Here is a 22,939-nt window from a genome sequence, read left to right on the forward strand (position 1 = left end):
ACCGACCGCCAAGTCCGAATCCTTCCCGGCATACCCCCCATGTGAGCTGAAGCTCCCGCGTGGGTGTCGGGTGTGGACTTCCAGCAGTCCGCTGCCGAAACTGCCTATGTGACTTTCTCCATTCGCTCCCGCTCACGCCGCCTGCATGTCGCTTGCTGGCTACCGCTCCTGCTCATGGGCGTCGGAGGGTGCGAACGCGTGAAGGCGGCGTTGAATCCATCGCAGACCGATGCATCCTGGCAGGCGGACAGCACGTTCCTCGCCAGCAACCCCACAGTGTTGTTCCGTGTCGACCGAAGCAGTCGCGTGCCGCGCATTGTGCCGATCGCCACGATCGGGCCGTCGGGCCCTCGCCCTCTGGCACTGAGCAGCCGCGGATGGCGCGCGTTCGACATCAGCTACCTGCAGGGGGGCGCCAGTCTCACGCCCTACCGTGACGGCGAACCACTGCCCACCGCGCATGCGACGCGCGGGATGTGGGAAGGTCCGCCGCTCGATACGCTGCCCTGCCCCTCGCCCCTCCCTGCCGCGCTGGCAACGTTCGACGCGCGCGTAGAGCTGCTGACCAGCGGCGCAACGCCGCTGCGACGCCCGGCCAGCGCCGGCATCGGTGATGCGGAACTGCAGTCCGTCGTGTCCAACGTGAACCTGCTGGTCGCGCCCACGACGGGGCTCTCGCTCTCGAGGCTCGCGCGGTACCGCCGCAGCGTGCACGCGGTAGCCACCGGAGCTTCCGCTCGACCGACTATCGTGGTCACGTACGACAATCCTGACATCGCGGTCGATTCGATGGGGCGTTTTACCGACCAGCCGCACCACCTGACCGTGGTGCTGGACAAGGGCGTGTACGGCTACAAGCCGTCCCTCATGTACGCAGACGTCGCCGACAATCGCGTACAACCGCGCCGGAAGTTTCTCGGCGCCCTCGACGCCGACGGCGACGGCAAGGCGGAGCTCTACTTCGGCGTGCAGTTGCCGCAGTTTCCGCTGGTGACCTACTCGTACCGCTTCGAGGGCGATGCATGGCTCGAGGCGTTCAAATACGAACGGGGCCGCTGTCAGTAGCGACCTCCGCTACGACAACCACCCCGCTGCTCCGGTGGGTACGATCGCACCGATGACGTCCCGCGAGGCATGCCCCCTGCCACGCGGGACGATTTCATTCAACGCCGATATCCCACGACTGCTCGAGATCGTTGCGACTGTAGGCCCTGAACGCCGTCAGCGTCTGCGTGCGCACGATGCCGGGGACGTTGACGAATTCCTGTGTCACGACCGTGGCAATCTGTTCGAGATCGGGAACGCGCACGATGGCCACCAGGTCCCATGCACCGGACACCGAATAGACCTCGGCCACGCCATCGATGCCCGCCAATGCCGTGGCACAGGCGGTGATCGATTTCGGGTCGGCTTGCACCAGCACAATCGTGGTGATCATGGGACCGCGATGAAGAGGAACGAAACTCAGGCCGTCAGGCGCTCGTGAGACACTGCGCGATGCGCGTGACGCCGTCAACCGCCACCGACTGGGCCGTGGCATAGCTGGCCCGGATCCAGCCCGGCGTGAGGAAGGCGCCACCGGGCACCACCGCCACGCCGTACTCCTCCAGAACAGCGGCGGCAAACGCCGCACCCGGGTCGGCTGCACCGCGGAACCCTTCCACATTGATGTACACGTAGAAGGCGCCGGCCGGATGTACGTAGCGTACCGAAGGGAACGCCGACAGAGCCGCCACGACAGCGTCGCGGCGCTCGCGGAAAGACTGCACCATGGCGTTCACCGCCGCGTCCGCTTCTTCGCGGCGCGCGAGCGCTGCCAATGCGGCGTACTGCGCCACCGACGACGCATTGGACGTGGTATGCGACTGGAAGGCGTTCATCGCCCTGCTGAGCGCGACCGGCGCGATGGACCAGCCAATGCGCCAGCCGGTCATGGCGTACGCCTTCGCCACGCCGTTGATGATGATCAGATTGTCGCGCGTGGGAGCCACCTCGAGCGCCGACTGTGCACCGCCTTCGTACGCGATGCGCAGATAGATCTCGTCGGCAATCACCCACCAGCCACGCTCGGCCGCGAGCGCAAAAATCGCCGCGAGCTCGTCACGCGAGTACACGGCCCCCGTGGGATTGCTCGGTGAATTGAGCATCAGTCCCTTGGTACGCGGCGTGGCTGCGGCAGCCAGCTGCGCCGCCGTCACCTTGAGCGAGTTGTCCGGATCGCCGAACACCGGAACCGAGATCGCGCGCGCCAGCTCGATCATCTCGTAATAGCTGGTCCACGACGGAGTCGGCACCAGCACTTCATCGCCCGGACCAAAGCAGCAGACGCAGGCGTTGTACAGCGACTGCTTGGAGCCGTTGGATACCACGATCTCCGCCGGCGTGACGGGCGTGCCCTGCACCTGGATGCGGTTGGCATCGGCGGCGATGGCTTCGCGGAGTGGCAGCACCCCTTCGGTGGCCGTATAGCGCGTGTGGCCGGCCGCCATGGCTTCGGCCGCCGCCTCGCGGATGAAGGCCGGCGTATCGAAGTCGGGCTCACCCGCGCCCAGGTCGATCACCGCTTTACCGGCTGCCTTCAGCGCTCGCGCTTTCGCAGCAACCGCCAAGGTGGCGGATTCCTTGAGGCGGACGATGTTCGGCGAGGGCTGGAAAAGCAGGGACATGGACGAGCCGGGTTGGAGTGGGTTTCGGGGGCGGAACCGTGTACCTTTTACGGGTTCCGGTCGTGGGCCGTCAGGTGGACGGCACGACGACGAACAATGCGCCACCCATGCGATGGACATCACCGCACGCATGGCGCCGTGCAGCGCAATTAAGCGAGGTCCGACATGGTTTGCCATGCGGCTTCCTCGCTGTGCGACTTCGCACCGTCAGGTGGCCTGACGGTGGAGGGAATTGCGATGGCACGCACAGAAACGCCGATGGGCGTTTTTGCTATCACCGGCCGTTGGGCGGCCGGGCTGACCGACAACTGAGGGAGTGGGACGTGAGCGAGCAGGAACGGGAAGAGACGTCGCCAGGGGCGACGCGGAGCCAGCACGTGGTGCTGCAGGGACCCGCCGATTTGCGGATGATGGCCGCTGCCATGCGGCCCGGTATTGAACGGAGTCGGGAGGCCGGCGACCATGCCGCCCCGATTTGCCTGGTGATCACGCCAACCCACGAGCAGGCCCTGGCCGCAGCCACGCAGGCCCGCCACCTCCTGGGCACCGAGAGTGCCCGCGTCGTGCCCGTAACGGGCGTGACCCGCGCCCGACGCGTGCTGGCTGCGAGCCCGGTCGCGGTCGTGACCGGCATTGCCAGCGACCTGCTGGCCCTGCGTCGCGACGCCGCGCTGGATCTGCAGAAGCTGCAGGTGGTGGTCATCGTCGGACTCGACGAAGCACTTGCCTCGAACGGCGCGGAAACGCTGCAGGCTCTGCTCGGAGACGCGCCGGGCGATGTCACGCGCGTGGCCACGCTGGAACTGGAGAACGAACAGACCGAAGCCTTCCTCGAGGCGCAGCTGCGCCGGGCGCGCCGGCTCACGCCGGTGCTCGTTGGCGATACACCGCTGGCGGTGACACCGCGGTTCCTCCTCACCTCGGTGGCGGGCCGCGCAGATGGACTGCGCGCCCTGCTCGACGAGCAGGATCCGCCGTCGATCTCCATCGTGGCGAACACCGACGCCGGCGTGGAGCAGGCAACGGCCGCCCTCGAACGCCTCGGCGTGGCTGTGGACGGTGTGAGCGTGCAGGTGGTGCGCCAGCCGACCGCACAGCATGTGGCACTCACGGTGCTGTGGGAAGCGCCTGCGTCGCATGATGCATTGATCGAGGCCGTCGCGATGCGCCCGGTGGAAGCCGTGGCGTTGTTGCTGCCGGAAGAACTCCCGACGTTCCGCCTGTTCACCAGCGGTCTTGCCGAAGCCTGGACGCCGCTGCCGCGCAAGGCGAACACGGAAGAGCGCGTGCAGCAGGTGCGCACCGCGCTTCGCTCCACGCTGTCCAACGGCGGCGCAACGGCGAGCGAGCTCTCGCTGCTTTCGCCGCTGCTCGAGAACTACGACGCGCTCGAAATCGCCGCGGCGGCCATTCGTCTGTACGAAGGCGCACGTCGTGACGGCATCGCGCTGCGGGCCAAGCACGCCGCTGCCGGTGCGAAGGCCGCCCGCGATGCGCGCGCCGAGCGCACCGACCGTCAGGAAGAGGGCAGCAGCCCCGCCGGACGTCAGCGTGTGTTCCTCGCCGTGGGTAAGCGCGATGAAGTCCGTGTGGGCGACATCGTCGGCGCCATCGCCAACGAAGCCGAGATCCCAGGCGATCGTATCGGGCAGGTGGAACTGTTCGAGTCGCACTCGATCGTGGAACTGAGTGCGGAAGACGCAGCCAAGGTGGTCGGGGCGCTGGCCAACAGCAGCCTGCGTGGCCGTCGCCTGAGTGCCCGCATCGATGTGCGTGGTGCCGAGCGTGGCGGATTTGATCGTGGCGGACGCAGCGATCGTGGAGATCGTGGCGGCGACCGCGGTGGCGATCGTGGCTTCCGTGGTGGTGGTCGTGACGGCGGACGTGAGGGCGGACGCAGCTTCGGTCCTCCGCGTGGTGATCGCCCGGGTGGCGACCGGCCGCGTGGGGACCGCCCCGCAGGCCGTCCGGGCGAACGGCCCGGTGGCGGTGGATTTGGTTCACGCGGTCCGCGGCCGTTCGGTCGGGATGATCGTGGTGGGCGGGACGGTGGTCGCGAGGGTGGCTTCCGTGGCGGCCGCGATGGTGGTGGCCGTGACGGCGGCCGAGATGGGGGTCGTGACGATCGTGGCGGACGTCCGCCGCGCGCCGCAGACGAGCGTCGCGCGTTTGGCGATCGTCCGGTGCGTGAGCGAGCCGAGGGTCGCAGTGAGTGGGCCGAACGTTCGGAGCGCATGAAGCACTCGCGCCGTCCGTCGCGTCCGCCAGTTGACCGAGGCTCCGACTTCGACGCCGAGGGCTAAGCGATGAGCGGAGGGTTCCAGGCGTCGGGTGGATGGATGGAAGTCATCGCCGGCGTGATGTTCAGCGGCAAGACGGAAGAACTGCTTCGTCGTGTTCGCCGGGCGACCATCGCGCGCAAGCGCGTGCAGGTGTTCAAGTCGCATCTCGACGATCGCTACGCCGGACTGTGGGCTGTCTCCAGCCATGACCGGCGCACGTTCGAGGCGACGCCTGTGGATTCCTCTGCGCAGATCCTGCTGCGTCTCGACCCGATGGCGCAGGTTATTGCCATCGACGAGGCGCAGTTCCTCGATGCCAACGTGGTGCAGGTGGCATCGAGCCTGGCGGACCGCGGCCGGCGAGTGATCCTCGCCGGCACGGACACCGATTTTCGCGGCGAACCCTTCGGGGCCATGCCGCAGTTGATGGCGGTTTCCGAAATGGTGGACAAGCTGCACGCGATCTGCGTGCTCTGCGGGTCACCGGCCAGTCGCAATCAGCGGCTGATCGACGGCAAGCCGGCGCCCTACGAATCACCCACGATCATGGTGGGTGCCGCCGACTCGTACGAGGCGCGATGCCGCGCCTGTCATATCGTGCCGCGACGCGACGAGGCCCAGCAGCAGCTCTTCTGAGTGGCTGAGGTTGCGCGGCGCGGCTCAGCGCGCCGCGCGGGCCCGCGCCACGGCGAGCGCCTGCGCCAGTTCCGGCATCGTAAAGGGCTTGGCCACAAACGGCACCTGACGCGCATCGAGTGCGGCGCGCGCGCCCACCTGCACCGTGAATCCACTGATGGCCACCACGGGCATCGAGGGATGCCGCTCCGACAGCTTCGCGATCAGCTCGAGGCCACCCATGTCCGGCATGGTGAGATCGGTGACCACGGTCGACACATCGCCCGCGCGCTGTTCGAGAAACGCCAGCGCCTCGGCGCCCGACGCTGCCGTGAACGCCGACTCGCCGATCTTTTCGATCATGCGCCGCCCGAGTTCGCGCAGCATCGGATCGTCATCCACCACGAGTACGGCTCCTGACGCAGACTTGCGCGGCGCTTCCCGCGGCTCGATCGCACGTACGGTCTGCGGTGTGCCACTCCTCGGGAAGAACAGGCGGAGCGTGGTACCCATGCCTGGATGCGATTCGCACTCGATGAAGCCACGGCTCTGATGCACCATGCCGTGCACTGAAGCCAGTCCCATACCGCGACTGTTGCCGAAGGGCTGCGTGGAGAAGAACGGCTCGAACAATCGCGCACGCGTGCTCTCATCCATGCCATGCCCGCTGTCCTGCACGGACAGCACCACGAAGGCCCGCCGGCGTGCATCGGCAGCCACATCGTGCGGGTGAGTGCGCATGACATCCTGGGTGCCCAGCGTGAGCACACCGCCGGTGGGCATCGCCGCCGCTGCATTGGTGACCAGCGCGAGGATGGCATCGCTCAGACGGGAGCGATCAAGTGATGCCGACACCGGCGTGGTGGAGAGCACGTAGCGAACCTCCACACCCTCCGGAACCTGCTCACGAATGGCGGGCACGAGCTGGTGCAGATGCTGGTTGAGCTCCACCGACTCGGTGCTCAGCATCTGTCGCCGCCCCACGGCCAGAAGACGCCGTGTGAGCTCCTCGGCACGTTCCGATGCCCGTTCGATGGCCGCCACGTCCTCGAGCAACGGCGATTCCTTTTCGAGGGAATCCCGCAGGAAACTCGTGGCTCCTGTGATGACCGTGAGCAGATTGTTGAAGTCGTGCGCAATGCCACCAGCCAACTGCGCCACCGCTTCGAGTTTTTGCATCTGCTGCAAGCGTTCGCTCGACGCACGCGTTTCGGTGACGTCGTTGAGCACCGTCACTGCACCGTGCGGGCGCGCCTCGCCACTGCGCATGATGGGATCGGCGGTCACGCTGATCCACGTTGTCTCCCCGTCCTTGCGCTGGATGGCCATGAGCTGTGGCGGCTGACTCTGCCCACTGCGCAGTGCCACGATGCCCGGCGGCGCGTCCTGCGGCCAGGCACTGCCATCCTCGCGCTGAGCGTGCCAGTCGATGCGTGCGGGCTCGCACCCGATGAGGCGCGGGGCGTCCACATCGAGGATGCGTTCGGCGCTGGTGTTGCACACGCGGATGACGCCAGCCTCGTCGTACAGCAGGACGCCCTCGCGCATGCCGTTGATGACGGCGCGGAACTGCGCTTCCGACTCCCGTAGCCGCCGTTCGGCGAGGGCACGGTCAGTGATGTCCTGCACGATGATGTGCAGCGCCCGCTGTCCGTTGATCTGGGCGACGCCCAGGAAGGACTCCACGCGCCGCCGTTCGCCGGTGGCCAGTCGGTGGTCTTGTGCCACGCGCGTGCCGGTGCCCACGGGGATGCCGGCCACGAGGTCTCGCCAACTTTCCAGTGTCGATGCGTCGAGGTCGGTGACGAACATCCCGCACATCGTGGCGCGTGGCCAGCCGTAGAACAGCTCCGCCGCCGCATTGACGTCGAGAATGCGGGATGTGTCGGCGTCCGCGAGCAGCTGCATCGCCCCGTTGTTCTCGAACAGCTGACGGTGACGCTCTTCGCTCGCCACGATGGCCATCTGAGCCGCCTGGCGGTCGGTGACATCACGCGAGCTGATCGCAATGATGTCACCACCAACCGGCACGATCTGACGCTGCAGCCAGCGCACAGGCTGATCGTCGATGGGAGCAGCGTGAGTGGCCTCGAGGGGCTCCTGTGTGAGCAACACACGACAGCACTCCTCCCACAGTCCCCACGCCCGACTCTTGGGAAAGACGGCGAGCACAGGTTGGCCGACCATCTGTTCACGCGTCATACCGGCGCGCGCCGCAGCCCGCAGGTTGGCATCGAGGATGACAAAGTCCTCGATACGCCCATCACCTCCGCGCAGCGCGCGGGCCACACATACGGCATCGAAGCCCGCATCGAGCACGGCGCGCAGCCGCGCTTCCGATTCCTGCAGGGCCGCCGTGTGGGTCTGTTCCGGCACGAAGCGCTGCGGCGCGCGCCATTGGGTGATGTCATGCGCGCGCCACATCCACCACGGCGACCCGTCCGGCGCGCCGGAGTGTGCGGGCACCCGGGACAGCACGCTGGTCCACCAGCACGGCTCGCCGCCACAGGCCGCATTCAGTTCGAACGGTGACGCCTGGCGCCCGGACAGGCTCGCCTCCAGCCAGCTCACCAGGTCCGGGTGACGCTCCCGCAACGCCGTATACGGCTGTGGTAGCGTGCCGGGCATGGCGGCCCCGAACAGCTGCAGCGCCAAGGGGTTGGCTCCCAGAATCCGGCCGTCATTGTCGAGCACGAGCAACGCGCCACCAAGCACGTTGGCGGCATCGACCAGTGCGGTGACGCGGGATTGGGAAGTGGCAGACACAGAGGGAATGTGAGGGCAGGAACGGAAATGTGTCCGCCGGAACGCGCCCTGTCATGGGGTGATGCCATCGCCCGGATTGCGGTCCCGTACGGCCCGGACTGTGACGCCCCCCACGGCTCCTGCGTCCAGAGGGTGATGTGTTCCCAGACTCTCTTCATTCCCTTTGAACGGACCGTCGCATGGGCGTAATCGCGACGCTTCTCGCTCACGAACCCCGACTCGCCCGGCTGCGTACCGCCGCGCGTGACCGGTATCGTTTCGTGCCTTGCGAGGATTGGACTTCGCTGACCCGCGCGTGCGAGCGTGGGCCGATCAATGTCGTCGTCTTCGACCTGTACGTCGACGGACGCGCGGACTTCGAGCGGGTACGCCAGCTGCGCGTGCGTGTTCCCCGTGCGGCCCTCGTGGCGTATGTCGATATCACGCGCGAACGGGCGCGGGACATGTTCGACGCCGGTCGTTGTGGCATCGACGTCCTCATCGTGGCGGAAGAGACCGACACGCCGCAGATGCTCGCGGCGCTGCTCGACCAGGCCGAGGCGCGCAGCGTGTCGAGCCTGCTCAAGCCGCACCTCGCCGGACTGCGCAGTGTGGTGCGTGACGCCGTGATGCTGTCGGTGACGCGGGCCCACGAGCGCCTGACGCCCGACAGCCTCGCGCGCCTGATCGCCGTGTCGCGTCGTCTGCTGTCCAAGCGTCTCGAAGGCGCGCAGCTGCCGCCGCCGCACCAGTTGCTCACGTGGGGCCGCCTGATCGTGGCCGCCAGCATGCTGGAAGACGGTTCACGCAGCGCCGACGGTGTGGCCAGTGCGCTCGACTTCCCGTCGGGCAGCGCATTCCGCAACACCTGCCAGCGCTACCTGGGCTGCACGCCGCACCAGATCCGTCTGCGTGGTGGCGCCCAGTGGGTCATTCAGGAGCTGCTCGTCAACCGCGAGAAGCGTCGCCAGGTGTCCGATCACGAAGACGACGTGCAGGACGCCGCAGCGGCGTGATCCCAGGGTGACACGCTGTGACGCGTGTCAGCAAGGAAAGCGGACCGAGACCCGGGGATGACCCGGGTCTTTGTCGTTTGTAGGGGCGCCGGCGTTAGCTTCTTGCCATGCTGCACCTCGCACTCACCGGCAACATTGCGTCCGGGAAATCGACGGTGGCCACGATGCTCGCCGGCCATGGCGCAACGATCGTCGATGCCGATCAACTCGCCCGCGATGCCGTCGCGGCGGGCACCCCCGGGCTGGCCGCGGTGGTGGCGCGCTTTGGCGACGGTGTGCTGCAACCCGACGGCACGCTCGACCGCGCGGCCCTGCGGCAGATCGTGTTTCGCGACACCACGGCGCGGGAAGCCCTGAATGGCATCGTGCACCCGATCGTGGGCCGACTGCGGGACGAGGCTGTTGCTCACGCACGAACCCGCGGCGACCAGGTGGTCATTTCCGACATCCCGCTGCTCTTCGAGGTGGGACTCGAGCGCGCCTTCGATGGTGTGATTCTGGTGGATGCGCCGGCGGCGCAGCGTCTCGACCGTATCGTGCGCACCCGCGGCCTGCCGGCAGCCGAAGCACAGGCGATGATCGACGCCCAGTGGCCTTCGGATCGCAAGCGGCAGGGAGCCAACTGGGTCATCGAAAATGACGGTGACCTGATGGCCCTGGAAGCACAGGTGGCGGCACTGTGGTCGACACTGCTGACCCTGCCGAAACCCCGGCCGCTTCCGCAACGCGCGCCCGCAGCGGATACTACGCCCTGAACGTTTTCCCTTTCCTGTGGAGCTTTACCGTGTCGAACATCCCCGCCGACCTGCGCTATACGAAGGATCATGAATACGTCCGCACGACCGCTGACGGCGTTGTGGCCATCGGCATCACCGATTTCGCGCAGGGTGAGCTGGGCGACATCGTCTACGTCGAGCTGCCCAAGGTCGGCGCGACGTATGGTGCGCATGATGTGTTCGGTACCGTGGAAGCCGTGAAGGCAGTCTCCGAGCTGTTCATGCCCGTGGCGGGCGAAGTGGTCGAAGTGAATGGGCGCCTCGATGGCGAGCCGGCCCTGATCAACACCGATCCCTATGGCGACGGCTGGATGATCAAGGTGCGGCTGGCGCCGGACGGCGATGCCGGACTGATGACGGCGGATGAATACAAGGCACAGGTGAGCTGAGCCGCGCAGGAAAGAAGAACGCCCCGGCGATCATGTCATGATGATCGCCGGGGCGTTTCTCATTCACTCACCCATCTCACGAGCACTCACGCCGACGGCGCGTAATCCTCGATCGGCGGGCAGGCACACACGAGATTGCGATCACCGAACGCACTCTCCACCCGGCGCACCGCCGGCCAGAACTTGCGGTCGCGCGTCCACGCGGTCGGGTAGGCGGCTTGCTGACGCGTGTACGGGTGCGACCAGTCATCGCTCGTGCAATGGGTGGCCGTGTGCGGCGCGTTCTTGAGCACGTTGTCTTCGCGATCGGCTTCACCACGTTCCACCGCGGCGATCTCCTCGCGAATGCCGATCATCGCCTCGATGAAGCGATCGATCTCGGCCTTGGACTCGCTCTCGGTGGGCTCCACCATCAGCGTGCCAGCCACCGGGAACGACAGCGTCGGCGCGTGGAACCCGTAGTCCATCAGACGCTTGGCAATGTCCTCGGCCTCGATACCCGCCGACTTCACATTGCGCGTGTCGAGAATGCACTCGTGCGCCACCAGGCCGTGCTGACCGCGATAGAGCACCGGGTAGTGCGCTTCGAGGCGCTTGGCGATGTAGTTCGCGTTCAGGATGGCCACCTTGGTCGCCAACGCGAGGCCTTCGCCGCCCATCATCTTGATGTACACGTAGGAGATCGGCAGGATGCTCGCGCTGCCCCACGGTCCGGCCGAGATGGGCCCGATGGCCTGCTCACCGCTCACCGACACCACCGGGTGCGTGGGCAGGAACGGCACAAGCTGCGGTGCCACGCCGATGGGACCCATACCCGGGCCGCCGCCACCGTGCGGAATGCAGAACGTCTTGTGCAGGTTGAGGTGGCACACGTCAGCGCCGAGGTCACCAGGACGTGCGATGCCGACCATGGCATTCATGTTGGCGCCGTCCATGTACACCTGGCCACCATGGCGATGAATGATCGCCGTGATGTCCTTGATGCTCTCCTCGAACACACCATGCGTGCTGGGATACGTCACCATCAGCGCGCCGAGGCTGGCCGCATGCTGCTCGGCCTTGGCCTCGAGATCGGCCACGTCGATGTTGCCGTCAGCGTCGGTCTTGACGACCACCACCGAGAAGCCCGCCATGACCGCGCTGGCCGGGTTGGTGCCGTGCGCCGACTGCGGAATGAGGCACACCGTGCGATGGCCTTCTCCGCGGGCTTCGTGATACGCACGGATGACCAGCAGGCCCGCATACTCACCCTGTGAACCGGCGTTGGGCTGCAGCGACACGCCGGCAAAGCCCGTGACTTCCGCCAGGTCGCGCTCGAGCTCCTCGAACATCTGCGTGTAGCCTTCGGCCTGCGAGCGCGGCGCGAACGGATGCAGCTGCCCGAACTCAGGCCACGTGACGGGAATCATCTCCGCCGTGGCGTTCAGCTTCATCGTGCAGGAACCCAGCGGGATCATGCCGTGCACCAGCGAGAAATCCTTCGCCTGCAGCGAGTAGAGATAGCGCAGCATCTCCGTTTCGCTGTGGTAGCGATGGAACGTCGGGTGCGTCAGGAACGGCGTCACGCGACGGAAGCGTTCGTCGTAGCGCGTGTCCGTACCGGCGGCGACATCGTCGTACCGGAAATCGGGTGCCGCGCCGCCATTGAACGCCGCCCACAGGTCGACCACATCGGCGGCCGTGGTGGTTTCGTCCACCGAGATCGTGAGCGTGCCCGGCTCGAGCACACGCAGGTTCATCTGCCGTGCATCGGCGGCGGCGAGGATATCCTGCTGGCCATGCGTGCCGACTTCCACACGGATCGTGTCGAAGAAGTTCTCGTGCATGATGGCAAAGCCGAGCTTCTCGAGGCCGGCCGCCAGCGTCGCCGCGCGGCTGTGCACACGCTCGGCGATCTGCACGAGCCCCTTGGGGCCGTGGTACACCGCATACATGCTGGCCATGACCGCCAGCAGCACCTGCGCGGTGCACACATTGCTTGTGGCCTTCTCGCGGCGGATGTGCTGCTCACGCGTCTGCAGCGCCATGCGCAGCGCCGGCGCGCCCTCCACGTCACGCGACAGGCCGATGATGCGGCCTGGCAGCAGGCGCTTGAACTCATCGCGCGCCGCAAAAAACGCCGCGTGCGGGCCACCGTAGCCCATCGGCACGCCAAAGCGCTGCGAGCTGCCGACGACCATGTCGGCACCCCATTCGCCCGGCGGCGTGAGCAGGCACAGCGCCAGCAGGTCGCTCGCCACAATCGTCAGCGCCCCGGCGGCATGGACCTGCTCGGACAGGCTGCGGTAGTCCACCACGGCGCCGTCGGTGCCGGGATACTGGAGCAGTACACCAAACACCGTCGCATCGGCGCTCATCTGCGCGGCATCGACGACGCGCACCACCAGACCGCGGGCTTCGGCGCGGGCCTGCACTACCGCGATCGTCTGCGGATGACAGTCGGCCGCCATCAGGAACACGTTCCGGCTGGCACTGCCCTTGGCGGCAAACGCCAGGGCCATCGCTTCCGCCGCTGCCGTGCCTTCGTCGAGCAGCGACGCATTGGCGATCTGCAGACCCGTCAGGTCGATCACCAGCGTCTGGTAGTTGAGCAGCGCCTCGAGGCGACCCTGCGCGATCTCGGCCTGGTACGGCGTGTAGGCCGTGTACCACGCCGGGTTCTCCATGATGTTGCGCAGGATGACGTTCGGCGTGTGCGTGCCGTAGTAGCCCATCCCGATGTACGAGCGGTAGACACGATTGCGCGACGCGATCTGGCGCAGCGACGCGAGCACTTCGGCTTCGGTCTGCTCAGGGCCAGTCTGCAGTGTGCTCCGGAAGCGGATCGCTTCGGGCACCACGGCGTCGATGAAGGCATCGAGAGAGGAGTACCCGAGCGTCGACAGCATCTCCTGCTGATCGGCGGCACTGGGACCCACATGACGCGGAATGAACGAATCGCCCGCAGCGGGTGCGGGCGAGATGGTGCGCGTGGCCATGACCATCCTCTGGAACGGGCAGGGCCTCGCGGTCTTGCCCGATGGAAGCAGCTTGGAGCGACGTGAAGAGTGTGATTGGGCCGCCCCGCCGGCACCGGCGAATGCTTTGCCGTGCTGTTGGGTGCAGCCTGCGTAATTTAACCGGAATGTCACCCCGCCGAGCGGCCCTCCCCCATGCCTGGACGGTCTGGCCCTGCCAGCCGGCCGATGGTCCGACGAACATGGCCACGGATGCCGTCCTGCTGGATCACGCGTCTCCCGATGTGGGCGTGTGGCGGTGGTATGCCTGGTCCACTCCGACAGTGTCCTTCGGCCGCAACGAACGCACGGCAGGGCGCTACTCTCCGGCCAGTGTCGCCGCGGCCGGGCTTCCAGCGGTACGCCGACCCACCGGCGGACGGGCGCTGCTCCATTCGCGGGAAATCACGTACAGCGTGACATTCGGGCTGACGGGCTCCCAGGGCTGGCGCGAGGCCTACGACGCGGTGAACGACGTTCTGGAAGCAGCGCTGCGGGCCATGGGCGTGCCCGTCGCTCGTGCCGGGGCGCAGCCACCGGTCGCCCCCGATGGACCGGTGTGCTTCGATATGCCTGCCGAGGGCGAACTGGTGGTGAACGGCCGCAAGCTCGTGGGCAGCGCGGTATGGCGGCACGGTTCGCGTTACCTGCAGCATGGCAGCATCCTGCTCCACGACGACCAGGCGATGCTGGCAGAAGCATCGGAAGGCAGCATGCCCCTGCCCCCGCCGGCAGCGGGGCTGCTCGAATTGCCCTTAGGCTCGAGCGGCATTCCAGCACACAGCGACGCGCGCACCGCGCAGGTGGCACTCGCTGCGGCAGTGCACTGTGAGCTGTCACGTGACGCCACCGTGACGGGGTTCACACCTTCTGCGTCGCTGCTCGGGGAGATCGCGCTGCGACGAGACGAGTTCACCGATCCTGACCGACTCTGGCGCCGCTGACGCACGCTCCGCATCGTACGCTGTTGTTCGCTTTCGATTTGTCTCCGACCGGCCGCCATGTTCCCGACCCGACTCCTGCGTAGCGTCCTGGCACGAAGCCGCTCGGCTTCCCTGCTCATCGCACTCGCGGCCTGTGGCGGTGCCGATCGTGGCACCGGCGACGCTGGAGAAGTGGGCGGCACGCTCATCGTGACGGTGCCAGCCGAGCCGTCGACACTGTTTCCGCCACTCGTGGAAGGCAGTCAGGACGCAGCCATTGTGGGCACCGTCTTCGATCGCCTGGCCGAGATCGGGCCTGAACTCGAGACTTATGGCGATGCCGGCTTCCGTCCGCGCCTCGCCAGTGCGTGGACGTGGGCCAAGGATTCGCTGTCCATCGCCTTCCAGCTCGATTCGCTGGCCCGCTGGCATGACGGACAGCCGGTCGTGGCGAACGATGTGCGCTACACCTTCCAGGTGTACACGTCTGACTCCGTGGCGGCGAACAATCGCTCCATGCTCGGCAACATCGACTCGGTATCGGTGCGCGACCCGCGCACGGCCGTGTTCTGGTTCAAGCGGCGCACACCGCAGCAGTTCCACGACGCGACGTACCACATGTACATCCTGCCGTCGCATCTGCTGGCGGCAACGCCGATGAAGCAGCTTGCCGCGGCGCCGTTCGCGCGCAACCCGGTGGGCAGTGGCCGTTTCCGCTTTGCCAATTGGGTCGCCGGCCAGCGTGTCGAGATCGTAGCCGATACCAGCAACCCGCGCGGACGGGCCAAGCTCGATCGGGTGATCTGGAGCATTGCCTCCGACTTTGGCGCGGCGACGGTGAAGCTGTTTGCCGGCGAAGCGGACTTCTTCGAGTACATCCGTCCGGGTGATCTCGGACAGATCGCACGTGCGCCGTCGCTGCGTCTCGTCGACAATCGCGCGCTGCAGTACTTCTTCCTCGGCTTCAACCTGAACGATCCGTCGGGCGGATCCGCGCCACATCCGATCTTCGGGGACGCGCAGGTGCGTCGCGCGCTGCACATGGCCGTCGACCGCGCATCCATCGTACGCAATGCCTACGACTCGCTGGGGCTGGTGGCGCTCGGGCCGGCTCCGCGCGCGCTCATTCCCGACACGAGCAGCTTCAAACAGCTCCCGTTCGACCCCACGACGGCGCGCGCGATGCTCGACTCCGCTGGCTGGCTCGACACCAACAACGATGGCGTGCGCGAACGCAACGGCCGGAAGCTGTCGTTCGAACTGCTCGTACCAAACTCCAGTGCGGGCCGTCGCAGCCTCGCGGTGTTGCTGCAGGAACAGTTGCGTGCCGTTGGCGCCGACGTGAAGCCACTGGTGATGGAAGTCAGTGCTTTCTCCACACGTACCGATGGCCGCAAGTTCGACGCGTACATGGGCGGGTGGGCCAGCACGCCCGGGCTGGTGGGCATGCCGCAGACCTGGGGCAGCAAGGGATCGGGCAATGTGGGGCGCTATCGCAGCGCCGCATTCGATGCCCTCGTGGACAGCGCGCTTACCACCTTCAATCGTGATGCCAGCCATCGCTACTGGGCGCGTGCCTTCCAGCAGATCGTGAATGACGCGCCGGCCATCTGGCTGGCTGAGCAGCGGGCGCCGGTGGCCCTGCACAAGCGATTCATCGTACCGCCGCTGCGTCCCGACGGCTGGTACGCGGACCTCGCCGACTGGCGCGTGGATCCGGCGCAACGCATCGATCGCGATCGCATCGGTCTCGGTTCCGCGCGCTGATCGTGTTCTCACGGCGCCTGCTTGCCCGCACCTGGCAGTGCGCGCTCGTGATCCTGTCGGCGGCCACTCTCGCGTTTCTCTGCCTGCACCTGGCGCCCGGTGATCCGGCGTCGGCCCTTGGCGAAAACGTGACGCCCGAAGTGCGCGCTCGCATGCGCGCACTGTACGGGTTCGACGAACCACTGCTCACGCAGTACGTGCGCTGGCTGGGCGCGCTGCTGCGTGGCGATCTCGGATGGTCCACACAGCAGCAACGACCAGTGAGCGCCGTGCTGGCCGACGCCCTGCCCAATACGCTGATGCTGATTGTGCCGGCGTTCGCGCTGAGTGCGGCGATTGGCATGCTGGTGGGCGCGTGGCAGGGCGTGCACGCCAGATCGCGACGCGATCGCATCACATCAAACGTGCTACTCGTCATCTACTCGGTGCCCGAATTCTGGCTGGCGATGGCGCTCATGCTGCTCTTCGCACGCACCTGGCAGGTGCTGCCGGCCACTGGGGTCACGAGTGAGATGCACGCGTACATGAGCACGGGTGATCAGTTGCTCGACCGACTCAGGCATCTGGTATTGCCGTTGACGTCCGTGACGTTGATCGGTGTGGCCACGTTTGCGCGATACCAACGCAACAGCATGCGGGACACGGTGGGCCAGCCCTTCGTGCGCACGGCAACCGCGAGTGGCTTACCCCGATCGCGGGTATTGCGCGGTGCCTGGCGCGCGTCGGTGCTACCGGTCATCACCTTGGGTGGTATCCTGCTGCCGTCGTATCTCGCCGGCGTGATCTTCGTGGAGCAGATCTTCAGCTGGCCCGGGCTGGGCTACGTGCTGCTGCGTGCCATCGCCGCCCGCGACTATGCCGTGGTGGCCGCCAGCGTGGTGCTCGGCAGCACGCTCACCGCGCTGGGCGCGTGGCTCGCCGAATGGTTGCGTGAGCAAGCCGACCCGCGACTGCGCACGGCATCGCTGTCGGACAGCCCTTCGAAGTCCGCTGCGGCGGAGCACGCATGAACGCCAGCTCCATTGCGATCTCTTCAACGGCTGAACGCCGGGATTGGCTGCCGTGGCTGTTGCTGGCGCTGTTTGCGGTGCTCGCAGTCGTCGCGCCATGGGTGTCACCCTATCCGCCCGATCTTCAGCTCGACATCACCGGACTGCGCAGCGCGGCGCCATCGGCCTCGCACCCGTTCGGCACGGACAGTTTCTCGCGTGACGTGCTCAGTCGTGTGCTACACGGCGCGCGCAACTCGCTGGGGTTCGCGTTTGGAGCGGTGGTCCTGAGTGTGCTGGTGGGTACGAGCTATGGTGCGCTCACGTCGTTTGCGCCATCGGCACTGTCGGCGGTGATGCGCCGCGCCATCGATGTTGCGCTGTCCATTCCGCGTCTGCTCGTGCTGCTGGCATTCACCGCCTTCCTCGGGCCGTTGCCGGTATGGGGGTTGGGCCTGCTGGTGGGACTCACGGGGTGGTTCGCCACCGCGCGTCAGGTCACCGATGAACTCGATGCCCTGCAACGACGTGAGTTTGCACTGGCCGCACACGCGATGGGTGTGCGCACACCCCGTCTCTTCCAGCGTCACCTGCTGCCACACCTCGCCCCCATCCTCGCAGTCACCGGTACCTTCGCCGTCGCGAACACGATCGCGCTGGAAGCGGGACTGAGCTATCTCGGGCTGGGCATCCAGCCGCCCACGGCCAGCTGGGGCACCATCCTGCAGGACGGTGCTGGATCCATTGAATCCGAATGGTGGATCACCCTGTTCCCCGGGCTCGCGACGGTCGGCGCCGTGCTTCTCTGCAATATCCTCGGCGATGCCTTGCGCGACCGGTTCGCCCCGGCGCACGTTGCTGGCGTTATGCCCCTTTGGCCGGGTACCGTCGCCAGCACATCACCGTCAGACGACCAGCGTTTGACGCGTGCCCCCGAGTCCTCCCACCGCTCCGCCTCCCGGACGTGACCGCTCCGTGACTGCTCCCGCTTCGCATGCATTGCTCGACGTGCGCGCACTGCGCATCGCTTTTCCCGCATCACCCTCACCGGTGCATGTGGTGAATGGCGTGGACCTGTCCGTCGAGGCCGGCGAGACTGTTTGCATCGTGGGAGAGTCGGGGTGCGGCAAGTCCATGACGGCGCTTTCGCTGTTGCGACTCGTGCCTTCGCCCGGCCAGATCACCGCCGGGTCGACTATCCGCTTCGACGATCAGGACCTGCTGTCACTCGACGAGCGTGCCCTGCGTAGCGTGCGTGGTCGGCAGATGGCGATGATTTTCCAGGAGCCGATGACGGCACTCAACCCCGTGCTGACGGTGGGTGACCAGATCGCCGAGGTGGTGCGCGTACATACCAGGTGTTCGGCCAAGGAAGCCTGGGCGCGCACGGTGGAGATGCTCGCACAGGTGGGCATTGCCGACGCCGCCGCGCGCGCGAAACAGTATCCGCACGAGCTGTCTGGTGGCATGCGGCAGCGCGTGATGATTGCCATGGCGCTGATACTTTCTCCCAAGCTGGTCATCGCTGACGAGCCCACCACCGCGCTTGATGTCACCATCCAGGCGCAGATCCTCGATCTGTTGCGCACGATGCGTGAGCGCTCGAGCATGGCGCTGTTGCTCATCACACACGACCTGGGCGTGGTGGCAGAGATGGCGTCGCGTGTGCTCGTGATGTACGCCGGGCGCGTGGTCGAAGAAGCGGCCGTGGAAACGTTGTTTGCATCGCCCGCGCATCCGTACACCGAGGGATTGATGGCCGCGATGCCGCGCCTCGGGCAGGAGCAGACGCGCCTGACCACCATTCGTGGCAGCGTGCCTCCTCCGAATGCGTTGCCGAGTGGCTGCACGTTCCGGGATCGCTGCCCCCATGCGTTTGATCGCTGTGCACAGGAAGAGCCGGCGTTGCTTGCAGTGAGTCCTCAGCATCACGTGCGTTGTCACCTCGTGGAGGAACCGCAACGCCGCCGTCCGCCTGTTGCGGAGAGCGCCGCATGAACAGCGCCACACCACTCGTCTCCGTACGCCATCTGCGTAAACACTTCCCCATTCGATCGGGGCTGCTGCACCGTGTGACCGGCGCGGTGAAAGCGGTCGACGATGTGTCGTTCGATGTGGCGGCCGGTGAAACGCTGGCGCTGGTGGGTGAATCCGGTTGCGGAAAGACCACCACAGGTCGCGCGCTGCTGCGGCTGATCGAGCCAACCAGCGGCACCGTGCATGTGGATGGCACCGATCTGCTGGCGTTGCGTGGCGAATCCCTGCGCCGCATGCGGCGACACCTGCAGATCGTCTTTCAGGATCCGTACGGCTCGCTCAATCCGCGCATGACTGTGGGCGCGGCCATTCGTGAAGGGCTCATCGTGCATGCGCTCGCCGAGGGTGCGGAGGCCGACCGTCGTGTGGCGCGACTGCTCGATGAAGTGGGATTGCGACCCGAGTATGCAACGCGCTATCCGCACGAATTCTCGGGCGGCCAGCGCCAGCGCATCGGCATCGCCCGTGCCCTCGCGGTGGAGCCGCGGTTCATCGTGTGCGACGAGCCGGTGTCGGCGCTCGACGTGAGTGTACAGGCGCAGGTGGTGAACCTGCTGCAGGATCTGCAGCGCGATCGCGGCCTGGCATATCTCTTCATCGCCCACGATCTGGCGGTCGTGGCCCACATGGCCGATCGCGTGGCCGTGATGTACCTGGGGCGTATCGTCGAGCTCGCACCGCGCAAGCAACTGTTCAGCACACCGCGGATGCCATATACCAAGGCACTGCTGTCGGCGGTGCCGATGCCAACACCCGGCGTTCCACGCCAGCGCATCCTGCTACCCGGCGATCCCCCCTCGCCGGCGAATCCACCCAGCGGTTGTGTGTTTCACCCACGGTGTCTCCATCCCCTGAAGGACGCCAGTTGTACTCAGCTCGTGCCTCCTCTGGAGGAAAAGAGCCCGGGACATTTTGTGGCGTGCCTGAAGGAACCGTCCACCTCCACCCCCACTCCATGACATCCGTTGCGACGCAGGCCACCGATCGCTCGTTTTTCGGCCATCCGCGTGGACTCGGGCTGCTCTTTGCCGCCGAGATGTGGGAACGTTTCTCGTTTTATGGCATGCGCGCGCTGCTCGTGCTGTACCTCGTGAACGTGCTGGAGTGGGACAAGGTCAGTGCGGCCAGCCTGTACGGCACGTACACTATGCTGGTGTACCTCACGCCGCTCATCGGCGGATATCTCGCCGACCGGTACATCGGTACGCACCGCGCGCTGCTCATTGGTGGCGCCGTGATTTCGGCCGGACACTTCGTGCTGGCGTTGCCCGGTATGCAGGCGTTCTACGCAGGGCTTGGCCTGGTGGTGATCGGTACGGGCTTCTTCAAGGCCAATGTGTCCACCATGGTGGGCCAGCTCTACGAAGCCGGTGATACCCGACGCGACTCGGGCTTTACTCTGTTCTACATGGGCATCAACACCGGTGGCTTCCTCGGACCACTGGTGTGTGGCTATCTCGCGCAGAGTCCGCAGTTCGGGTGGCATTATGGCTTCGCTGCCGCCGGCGTGGGCATGGTGCTGGGCCTGATCATGTACTCGCTGCTCAAGCGGAAGTACCTGGGCTCCATCGGTGACATTCCCGCAGCGCGTCTCGCGCCGGCGGCAGCCACCGCAGAGGTCACGTCGAGCAGCCTGCCCGACCAGTCGGTACGCAACGGTATCATCGGTGCCGTCGTGGGCGGTGTCGTCGCGTGGCTCATTTCTGGCAGCATCCTCGGCGTTGCCGTGGGCGCCACCATCGGCGGCGCACTGGCCATCTCGGTACTCGGTACCACCGGCGAGGAACGCAATCGCGTGATCGCGTTGTTCATCGTGGCCTTCTTCGTGGTGTTCTTCTGGGCCGCATTCGAGCAGGCCGGTTCCTCCATGAGCCTGTTTGCGGACAAAAACACCAACCTGCAACTCGGCTCATTCACGATCCCGTCGAGCTGGTTCCAGTCGGTGAACTCGTTCTTCATCATCACCTTCGCCCCGATCTTCGCGTGGATGTGGGTGATGGTGGGCAAGCGTGGGCTCGAACCCAGCACGCCGCTCAAGATGTCCATCGGCCTCGCGCTCATCGCCATCGGCTTCGGCATTCTCATGATCGGCGGTGGTCAGGCAGACACCGGCGTGAAGGTGTCGCCGATGTTCCTGATCGGTGCATTCCTGTTCCACACGTTTGGGGAGTTGTGCCTTTCGCCGGTGGGCCTGTCCTACGTGACGAAGGTGGCGCCGGTGCGCTTTGCGTCGCTGCTCATGGGCGTATGGTTCCTCGCCAACGCTGCCGCCAACAAGGTGGCCGGCTTCCTCGCCGGCTACACGCCGCTGCCCGGTGAGGCGCCTGCCGCACCCGAAGCCGGATTCGGTGGCTACATCCAGCAGCTCGCCGGTACGAATCGCGGATTCTTCTCCATCTTCGTCGTGTCGTCGCTTGCCGCAGCCGTGGTGCTGTTCTTCTGCGTGCCGCTGCTCAAGCGACTCACGCGCACAGTGAAGGCCTGACCAAGCCGATACACATCGCCGGATAGAGAAACGCCCTCCGCGACTTCGGTTGCGGAGGGCGTTTGCATCAGGGCCAGGTGAAGAGACTCGACGGGGCGGTGCGTTCGCGCGAGACACTCACGTCGTTCGGCTCACGCCAGAAGATACGACTGCGATCGAGGCTGCTGATGCGCACCTCGAAGCGTCGGCGCGGATCGCTACTGATTGGTACGCCAAGATCAATGCGCCACAACCGACGTGATCGGGGCGGCACGGCAGCCAGAACGGACACACCCAGCGCACCACGCCACGGAGAGTCCACGGAGTAGGGCACCGATTGCTCCGCCCACAGACGGCCGGCTTCACCGAACACCGCAAAACCCAGATCACCGACATTGAATCGTGTGGGCACCACAAGGCGCTGTTCACCGCGAAACACCAGTCGACGCGCGCCCGGATCGCGGGAGTTGCGATGACCCATCACGCCGCCGTCGAGATCGGCCAGCGACACCTGAAACGGGCTCCGCATGCGACGGCCTGTCGCCCAGTCGGCCTGCAGCACCGTCGTCTGGCGCACCGCGGGGCGGAAGTACCATGCCGTGTGCCCACTGCCGACCACGTTCTGCCACTGCTTCGCATTCAGGTCGTAGCGCGCTTCTGTAATCGCTTGCAGACCGACAAACCACTTCTCGTTGCCGGCACCGGCATAGATGTTCGACGAGAAGAAGCGGTCGCGGTCGAAACCGGGCCCAAGGTTGAGTGAATGTCCGCCCACGAGGCCGATCTGCGCACCGATACGCACGTCCTGCGTACCGGTGAGGGCATCGAATCCCTGCACCGTCACGAAGCGAATGGCACGGACGCCCAGAAGTAGATTGGCGCGCGCCACGTTCTGCCGGCGGAAGAGCAGCGGCTGCGCATCGATCGTATCAGGACGCACACCTTCCGGTGTCAGTATGATCGTGTTCGAGTCAGCCCGTGTCACTTCGCGCGTAAACGACAGACCTATCAACTTGAGGCGGCCAACCGAACCGACACGTGTGATGGCGCTCAGGTTGCCATAGGTGCGGCGCACATTCACCGCGTTGTCGGGAAACCCCGAGCGGAACAGACGCTGAGGATCGCGCGTGCCGCCCACCGACGCCTGCCATGCGAACCGCTGCAGGTCGGTGTAGTACGGCCGCACGATCTCGAGCTCCATGCGCTGCCCGAACGTGTTGCGACGACCCACGAGGTGCAACTCATTGCGTCCACCACCAAACTGGTAGTCGCTG

The 22,939-nt window shown here is 66.3% G+C and carries 18 protein-coding genes; 13 read left to right on the top strand and 5 right to left on the bottom strand.

Annotated elements, in window-relative coordinates; all coding sequences use genetic code 11:
- The first annotated feature begins 108 nt into the window (after positions 1–108).
- Positions 109–1,065 (top strand): hypothetical protein, encoded by a 957-nt coding sequence (locus VGE27_RS13005; RefSeq protein WP_331050095.1) that lies wholly within the window; start codon positions 109–111, stop codon positions 1,063–1,065.
- A 94-nt stretch (positions 1,066–1,159) separates the two neighbouring features.
- On the opposite strand, the gene VGE27_RS13010 is transcribed toward VGE27_RS13005, so the two are convergent.
- Both VGE27_RS13010 and VGE27_RS13015 read right to left on the bottom strand, forming a co-directional pair.
- On the bottom strand, positions 1,160–1,438 hold the full coding sequence (locus VGE27_RS13010; RefSeq protein WP_331050096.1) for an Lrp/AsnC ligand binding domain-containing protein: 279 nt from the start codon (positions 1,436–1,438) through the stop codon (positions 1,160–1,162).
- Positions 1,439–1,472: 34 nt separating this feature from the next.
- A complete protein-coding gene (locus tag VGE27_RS13015) occupies positions 1,473–2,666 on the bottom strand; it encodes a pyridoxal phosphate-dependent aminotransferase (protein WP_331050097.1) in 1,194 nt (397 codons plus the stop codon).
- A 323-nt stretch (positions 2,667–2,989) separates the two neighbouring features.
- On the opposite strand from VGE27_RS13015, the gene VGE27_RS13020 reads away from it, so the two are divergent.
- A complete protein-coding gene (locus tag VGE27_RS13020; protein WP_331050098.1) occupies positions 2,990–4,969 on the top strand; it encodes a DEAD/DEAH box helicase in 1,980 nt (659 codons plus the stop codon).
- 3 nt (positions 4,970–4,972) lie between these two features.
- Positions 4,973–5,584: a thymidine kinase gene (locus VGE27_RS13025; protein ID WP_331050099.1), complete on the top strand. Its 612-nt coding sequence runs from the start codon at positions 4,973–4,975 to the stop codon at positions 5,582–5,584.
- A 24-nt stretch (positions 5,585–5,608) separates the two neighbouring features.
- Here the strand turns inward: VGE27_RS13025 and VGE27_RS13030 are convergent, their stop codons facing one another.
- Positions 5,609–8,329: a PAS domain S-box protein gene (locus VGE27_RS13030; protein WP_331050100.1), complete on the bottom strand. Its 2,721-nt coding sequence runs from the start codon at positions 8,327–8,329 to the stop codon at positions 5,609–5,611.
- Positions 8,330–8,508: 179 nt separating this feature from the next.
- Here VGE27_RS13030 and VGE27_RS13035 point away from each other — a divergent pair, with 179 nt between their 5' ends.
- The 3 genes from VGE27_RS13035 (at position 8,509) to gcvH (ending at position 10,489) form a co-directional block, all read left to right on the top strand.
- Entirely contained in the window at positions 8,509–9,324 is an 816-nt protein-coding gene (locus VGE27_RS13035) for a helix-turn-helix transcriptional regulator (RefSeq protein ID WP_331050101.1), read from the top strand.
- A 107-nt stretch (positions 9,325–9,431) separates the two neighbouring features.
- Complete coding sequence (gene coaE, locus VGE27_RS13040) at positions 9,432–10,079, top strand: dephospho-CoA kinase (protein ID WP_331050102.1); 648 nt, start codon at positions 9,432–9,434, stop codon at positions 10,077–10,079.
- Positions 10,080–10,108: 29 nt separating this feature from the next.
- Positions 10,109–10,489: a glycine cleavage system protein GcvH gene (gcvH, locus tag VGE27_RS13045; protein ID WP_331050103.1), complete on the top strand. Its 381-nt coding sequence runs from the start codon at positions 10,109–10,111 to the stop codon at positions 10,487–10,489.
- Positions 10,490–10,575: 86 nt separating this feature from the next.
- On the opposite strand, the gene gcvP is transcribed toward gcvH, so the two are convergent.
- The gene (gcvP, locus tag VGE27_RS13050) at positions 10,576–13,473 is read right to left on the bottom strand and encodes an aminomethyl-transferring glycine dehydrogenase (protein WP_345788019.1); all 2,898 of its coding nucleotides are present in this window, start codon (positions 13,471–13,473) and stop codon (positions 10,576–10,578) included.
- A 140-nt stretch (positions 13,474–13,613) separates the two neighbouring features.
- Here gcvP and VGE27_RS13055 point away from each other — a divergent pair, with 140 nt between their 5' ends.
- From VGE27_RS13055 to VGE27_RS13085, 7 genes are read left to right on the top strand one after another with little or no spacing between them, the layout of a single operon-like run.
- Positions 13,614–14,429, top strand: a complete 816-nt coding sequence (locus tag VGE27_RS13055) for a lipoate--protein ligase family protein (protein WP_331050105.1) — start codon at positions 13,614–13,616, stop codon at positions 14,427–14,429.
- 57 nt (positions 14,430–14,486) lie between these two features.
- Positions 14,487–16,175, top strand: coding sequence for a peptide ABC transporter substrate-binding protein (locus VGE27_RS13060; protein ID WP_331050106.1), 1,689 nt, complete (start codon positions 14,487–14,489; stop codon positions 16,173–16,175).
- Positions 16,176–16,177: 2 nt separating this feature from the next.
- Positions 16,178–17,185, top strand: a complete 1,008-nt coding sequence (locus VGE27_RS13065; RefSeq protein ID WP_331050107.1) for an ABC transporter permease — start codon at positions 16,178–16,180, stop codon at positions 17,183–17,185.
- Positions 17,182–18,132, top strand: coding sequence for an ABC transporter permease (locus tag VGE27_RS13070; RefSeq protein WP_331050108.1), 951 nt, complete (start codon positions 17,182–17,184; stop codon positions 18,130–18,132). The genes VGE27_RS13065 and VGE27_RS13070 overlap by 4 nt, the downstream gene beginning before the upstream one ends.
- A 7-nt stretch (positions 18,133–18,139) precedes the next feature.
- Entirely contained in the window at positions 18,140–19,162 is a 1,023-nt protein-coding gene (locus VGE27_RS13075; protein WP_331050109.1) for an ABC transporter ATP-binding protein, read from the top strand.
- Entirely contained in the window at positions 19,159–20,160 is a 1,002-nt protein-coding gene (locus VGE27_RS13080; RefSeq protein ID WP_331050110.1) for an ABC transporter ATP-binding protein, read from the top strand. Before VGE27_RS13075 ends, VGE27_RS13080 begins: the two co-directional genes overlap by 4 nt.
- The gene (locus tag VGE27_RS13085) at positions 20,157–21,686 is read left to right on the top strand and encodes a peptide MFS transporter (RefSeq protein WP_331050111.1); all 1,530 of its coding nucleotides are present in this window, start codon (positions 20,157–20,159) and stop codon (positions 21,684–21,686) included. The genes VGE27_RS13080 and VGE27_RS13085 overlap by 4 nt, the downstream gene beginning before the upstream one ends.
- A 67-nt stretch (positions 21,687–21,753) precedes the next feature.
- Here VGE27_RS13085 and VGE27_RS13090 read toward each other — a convergent pair.
- Positions 21,754–22,939: hypothetical protein (locus VGE27_RS13090; protein ID WP_331050112.1), on the bottom strand; the 1,186-nt coding region annotated here is incomplete at its 5' end.

The organism is Gemmatimonas sp. (assembly GCF_036405635.1).
In the GTDB taxonomy this organism is placed as follows: domain Bacteria; phylum Gemmatimonadota; class Gemmatimonadetes; order Gemmatimonadales; family Gemmatimonadaceae; genus Gemmatimonas.

What these genes read in the sequence shown, in the direction of transcription:
- VGE27_RS13060 (WP_331050106.1), top strand. Translation starts at nt 14,487, where the DNA reads ATGTTCCCGACCCGACTCCTGCGTAGCGTCCTGGCACGAAGCCGCTCG.
- VGE27_RS13070 (WP_331050108.1), top strand. Translation starts at nt 17,182, where the DNA reads ATGAACGCCAGCTCCATTGCGATCTCTTCAACGGCTGAACGCCGGGAT.
- VGE27_RS13025 (WP_331050099.1), top strand. Translation starts at nt 4,973, where the DNA reads ATGAGCGGAGGGTTCCAGGCGTCGGGTGGATGGATGGAAGTCATCGCC.
- gcvP (WP_345788019.1), bottom strand. Translation starts at nt 13,473, where the DNA reads ATGGTCATGGCCACGCGCACCATCTCGCCCGCACCCGCTGCGGGCGAT.
- coaE (WP_331050102.1), top strand. Translation starts at nt 9,432, where the DNA reads ATGCTGCACCTCGCACTCACCGGCAACATTGCGTCCGGGAAATCGACG.
- VGE27_RS13015 (WP_331050097.1), bottom strand. Translation starts at nt 2,666, where the DNA reads ATGTCCCTGCTTTTCCAGCCCTCGCCGAACATCGTCCGCCTCAAGGAA.
- VGE27_RS13080 (WP_331050110.1), top strand. Translation starts at nt 19,159, where the DNA reads ATGAACAGCGCCACACCACTCGTCTCCGTACGCCATCTGCGTAAACAC.
- VGE27_RS13085 (WP_331050111.1), top strand. Translation starts at nt 20,157, where the DNA reads ATGACATCCGTTGCGACGCAGGCCACCGATCGCTCGTTTTTCGGCCAT.
- VGE27_RS13035 (WP_331050101.1), top strand. Translation starts at nt 8,509, where the DNA reads ATGGGCGTAATCGCGACGCTTCTCGCTCACGAACCCCGACTCGCCCGG.
- VGE27_RS13055 (WP_331050105.1), top strand. Translation starts at nt 13,614, where the DNA reads ATGTCACCCCGCCGAGCGGCCCTCCCCCATGCCTGGACGGTCTGGCCC.
- VGE27_RS13010 (WP_331050096.1), bottom strand. Translation starts at nt 1,438, where the DNA reads ATGATCACCACGATTGTGCTGGTGCAAGCCGACCCGAAATCGATCACC.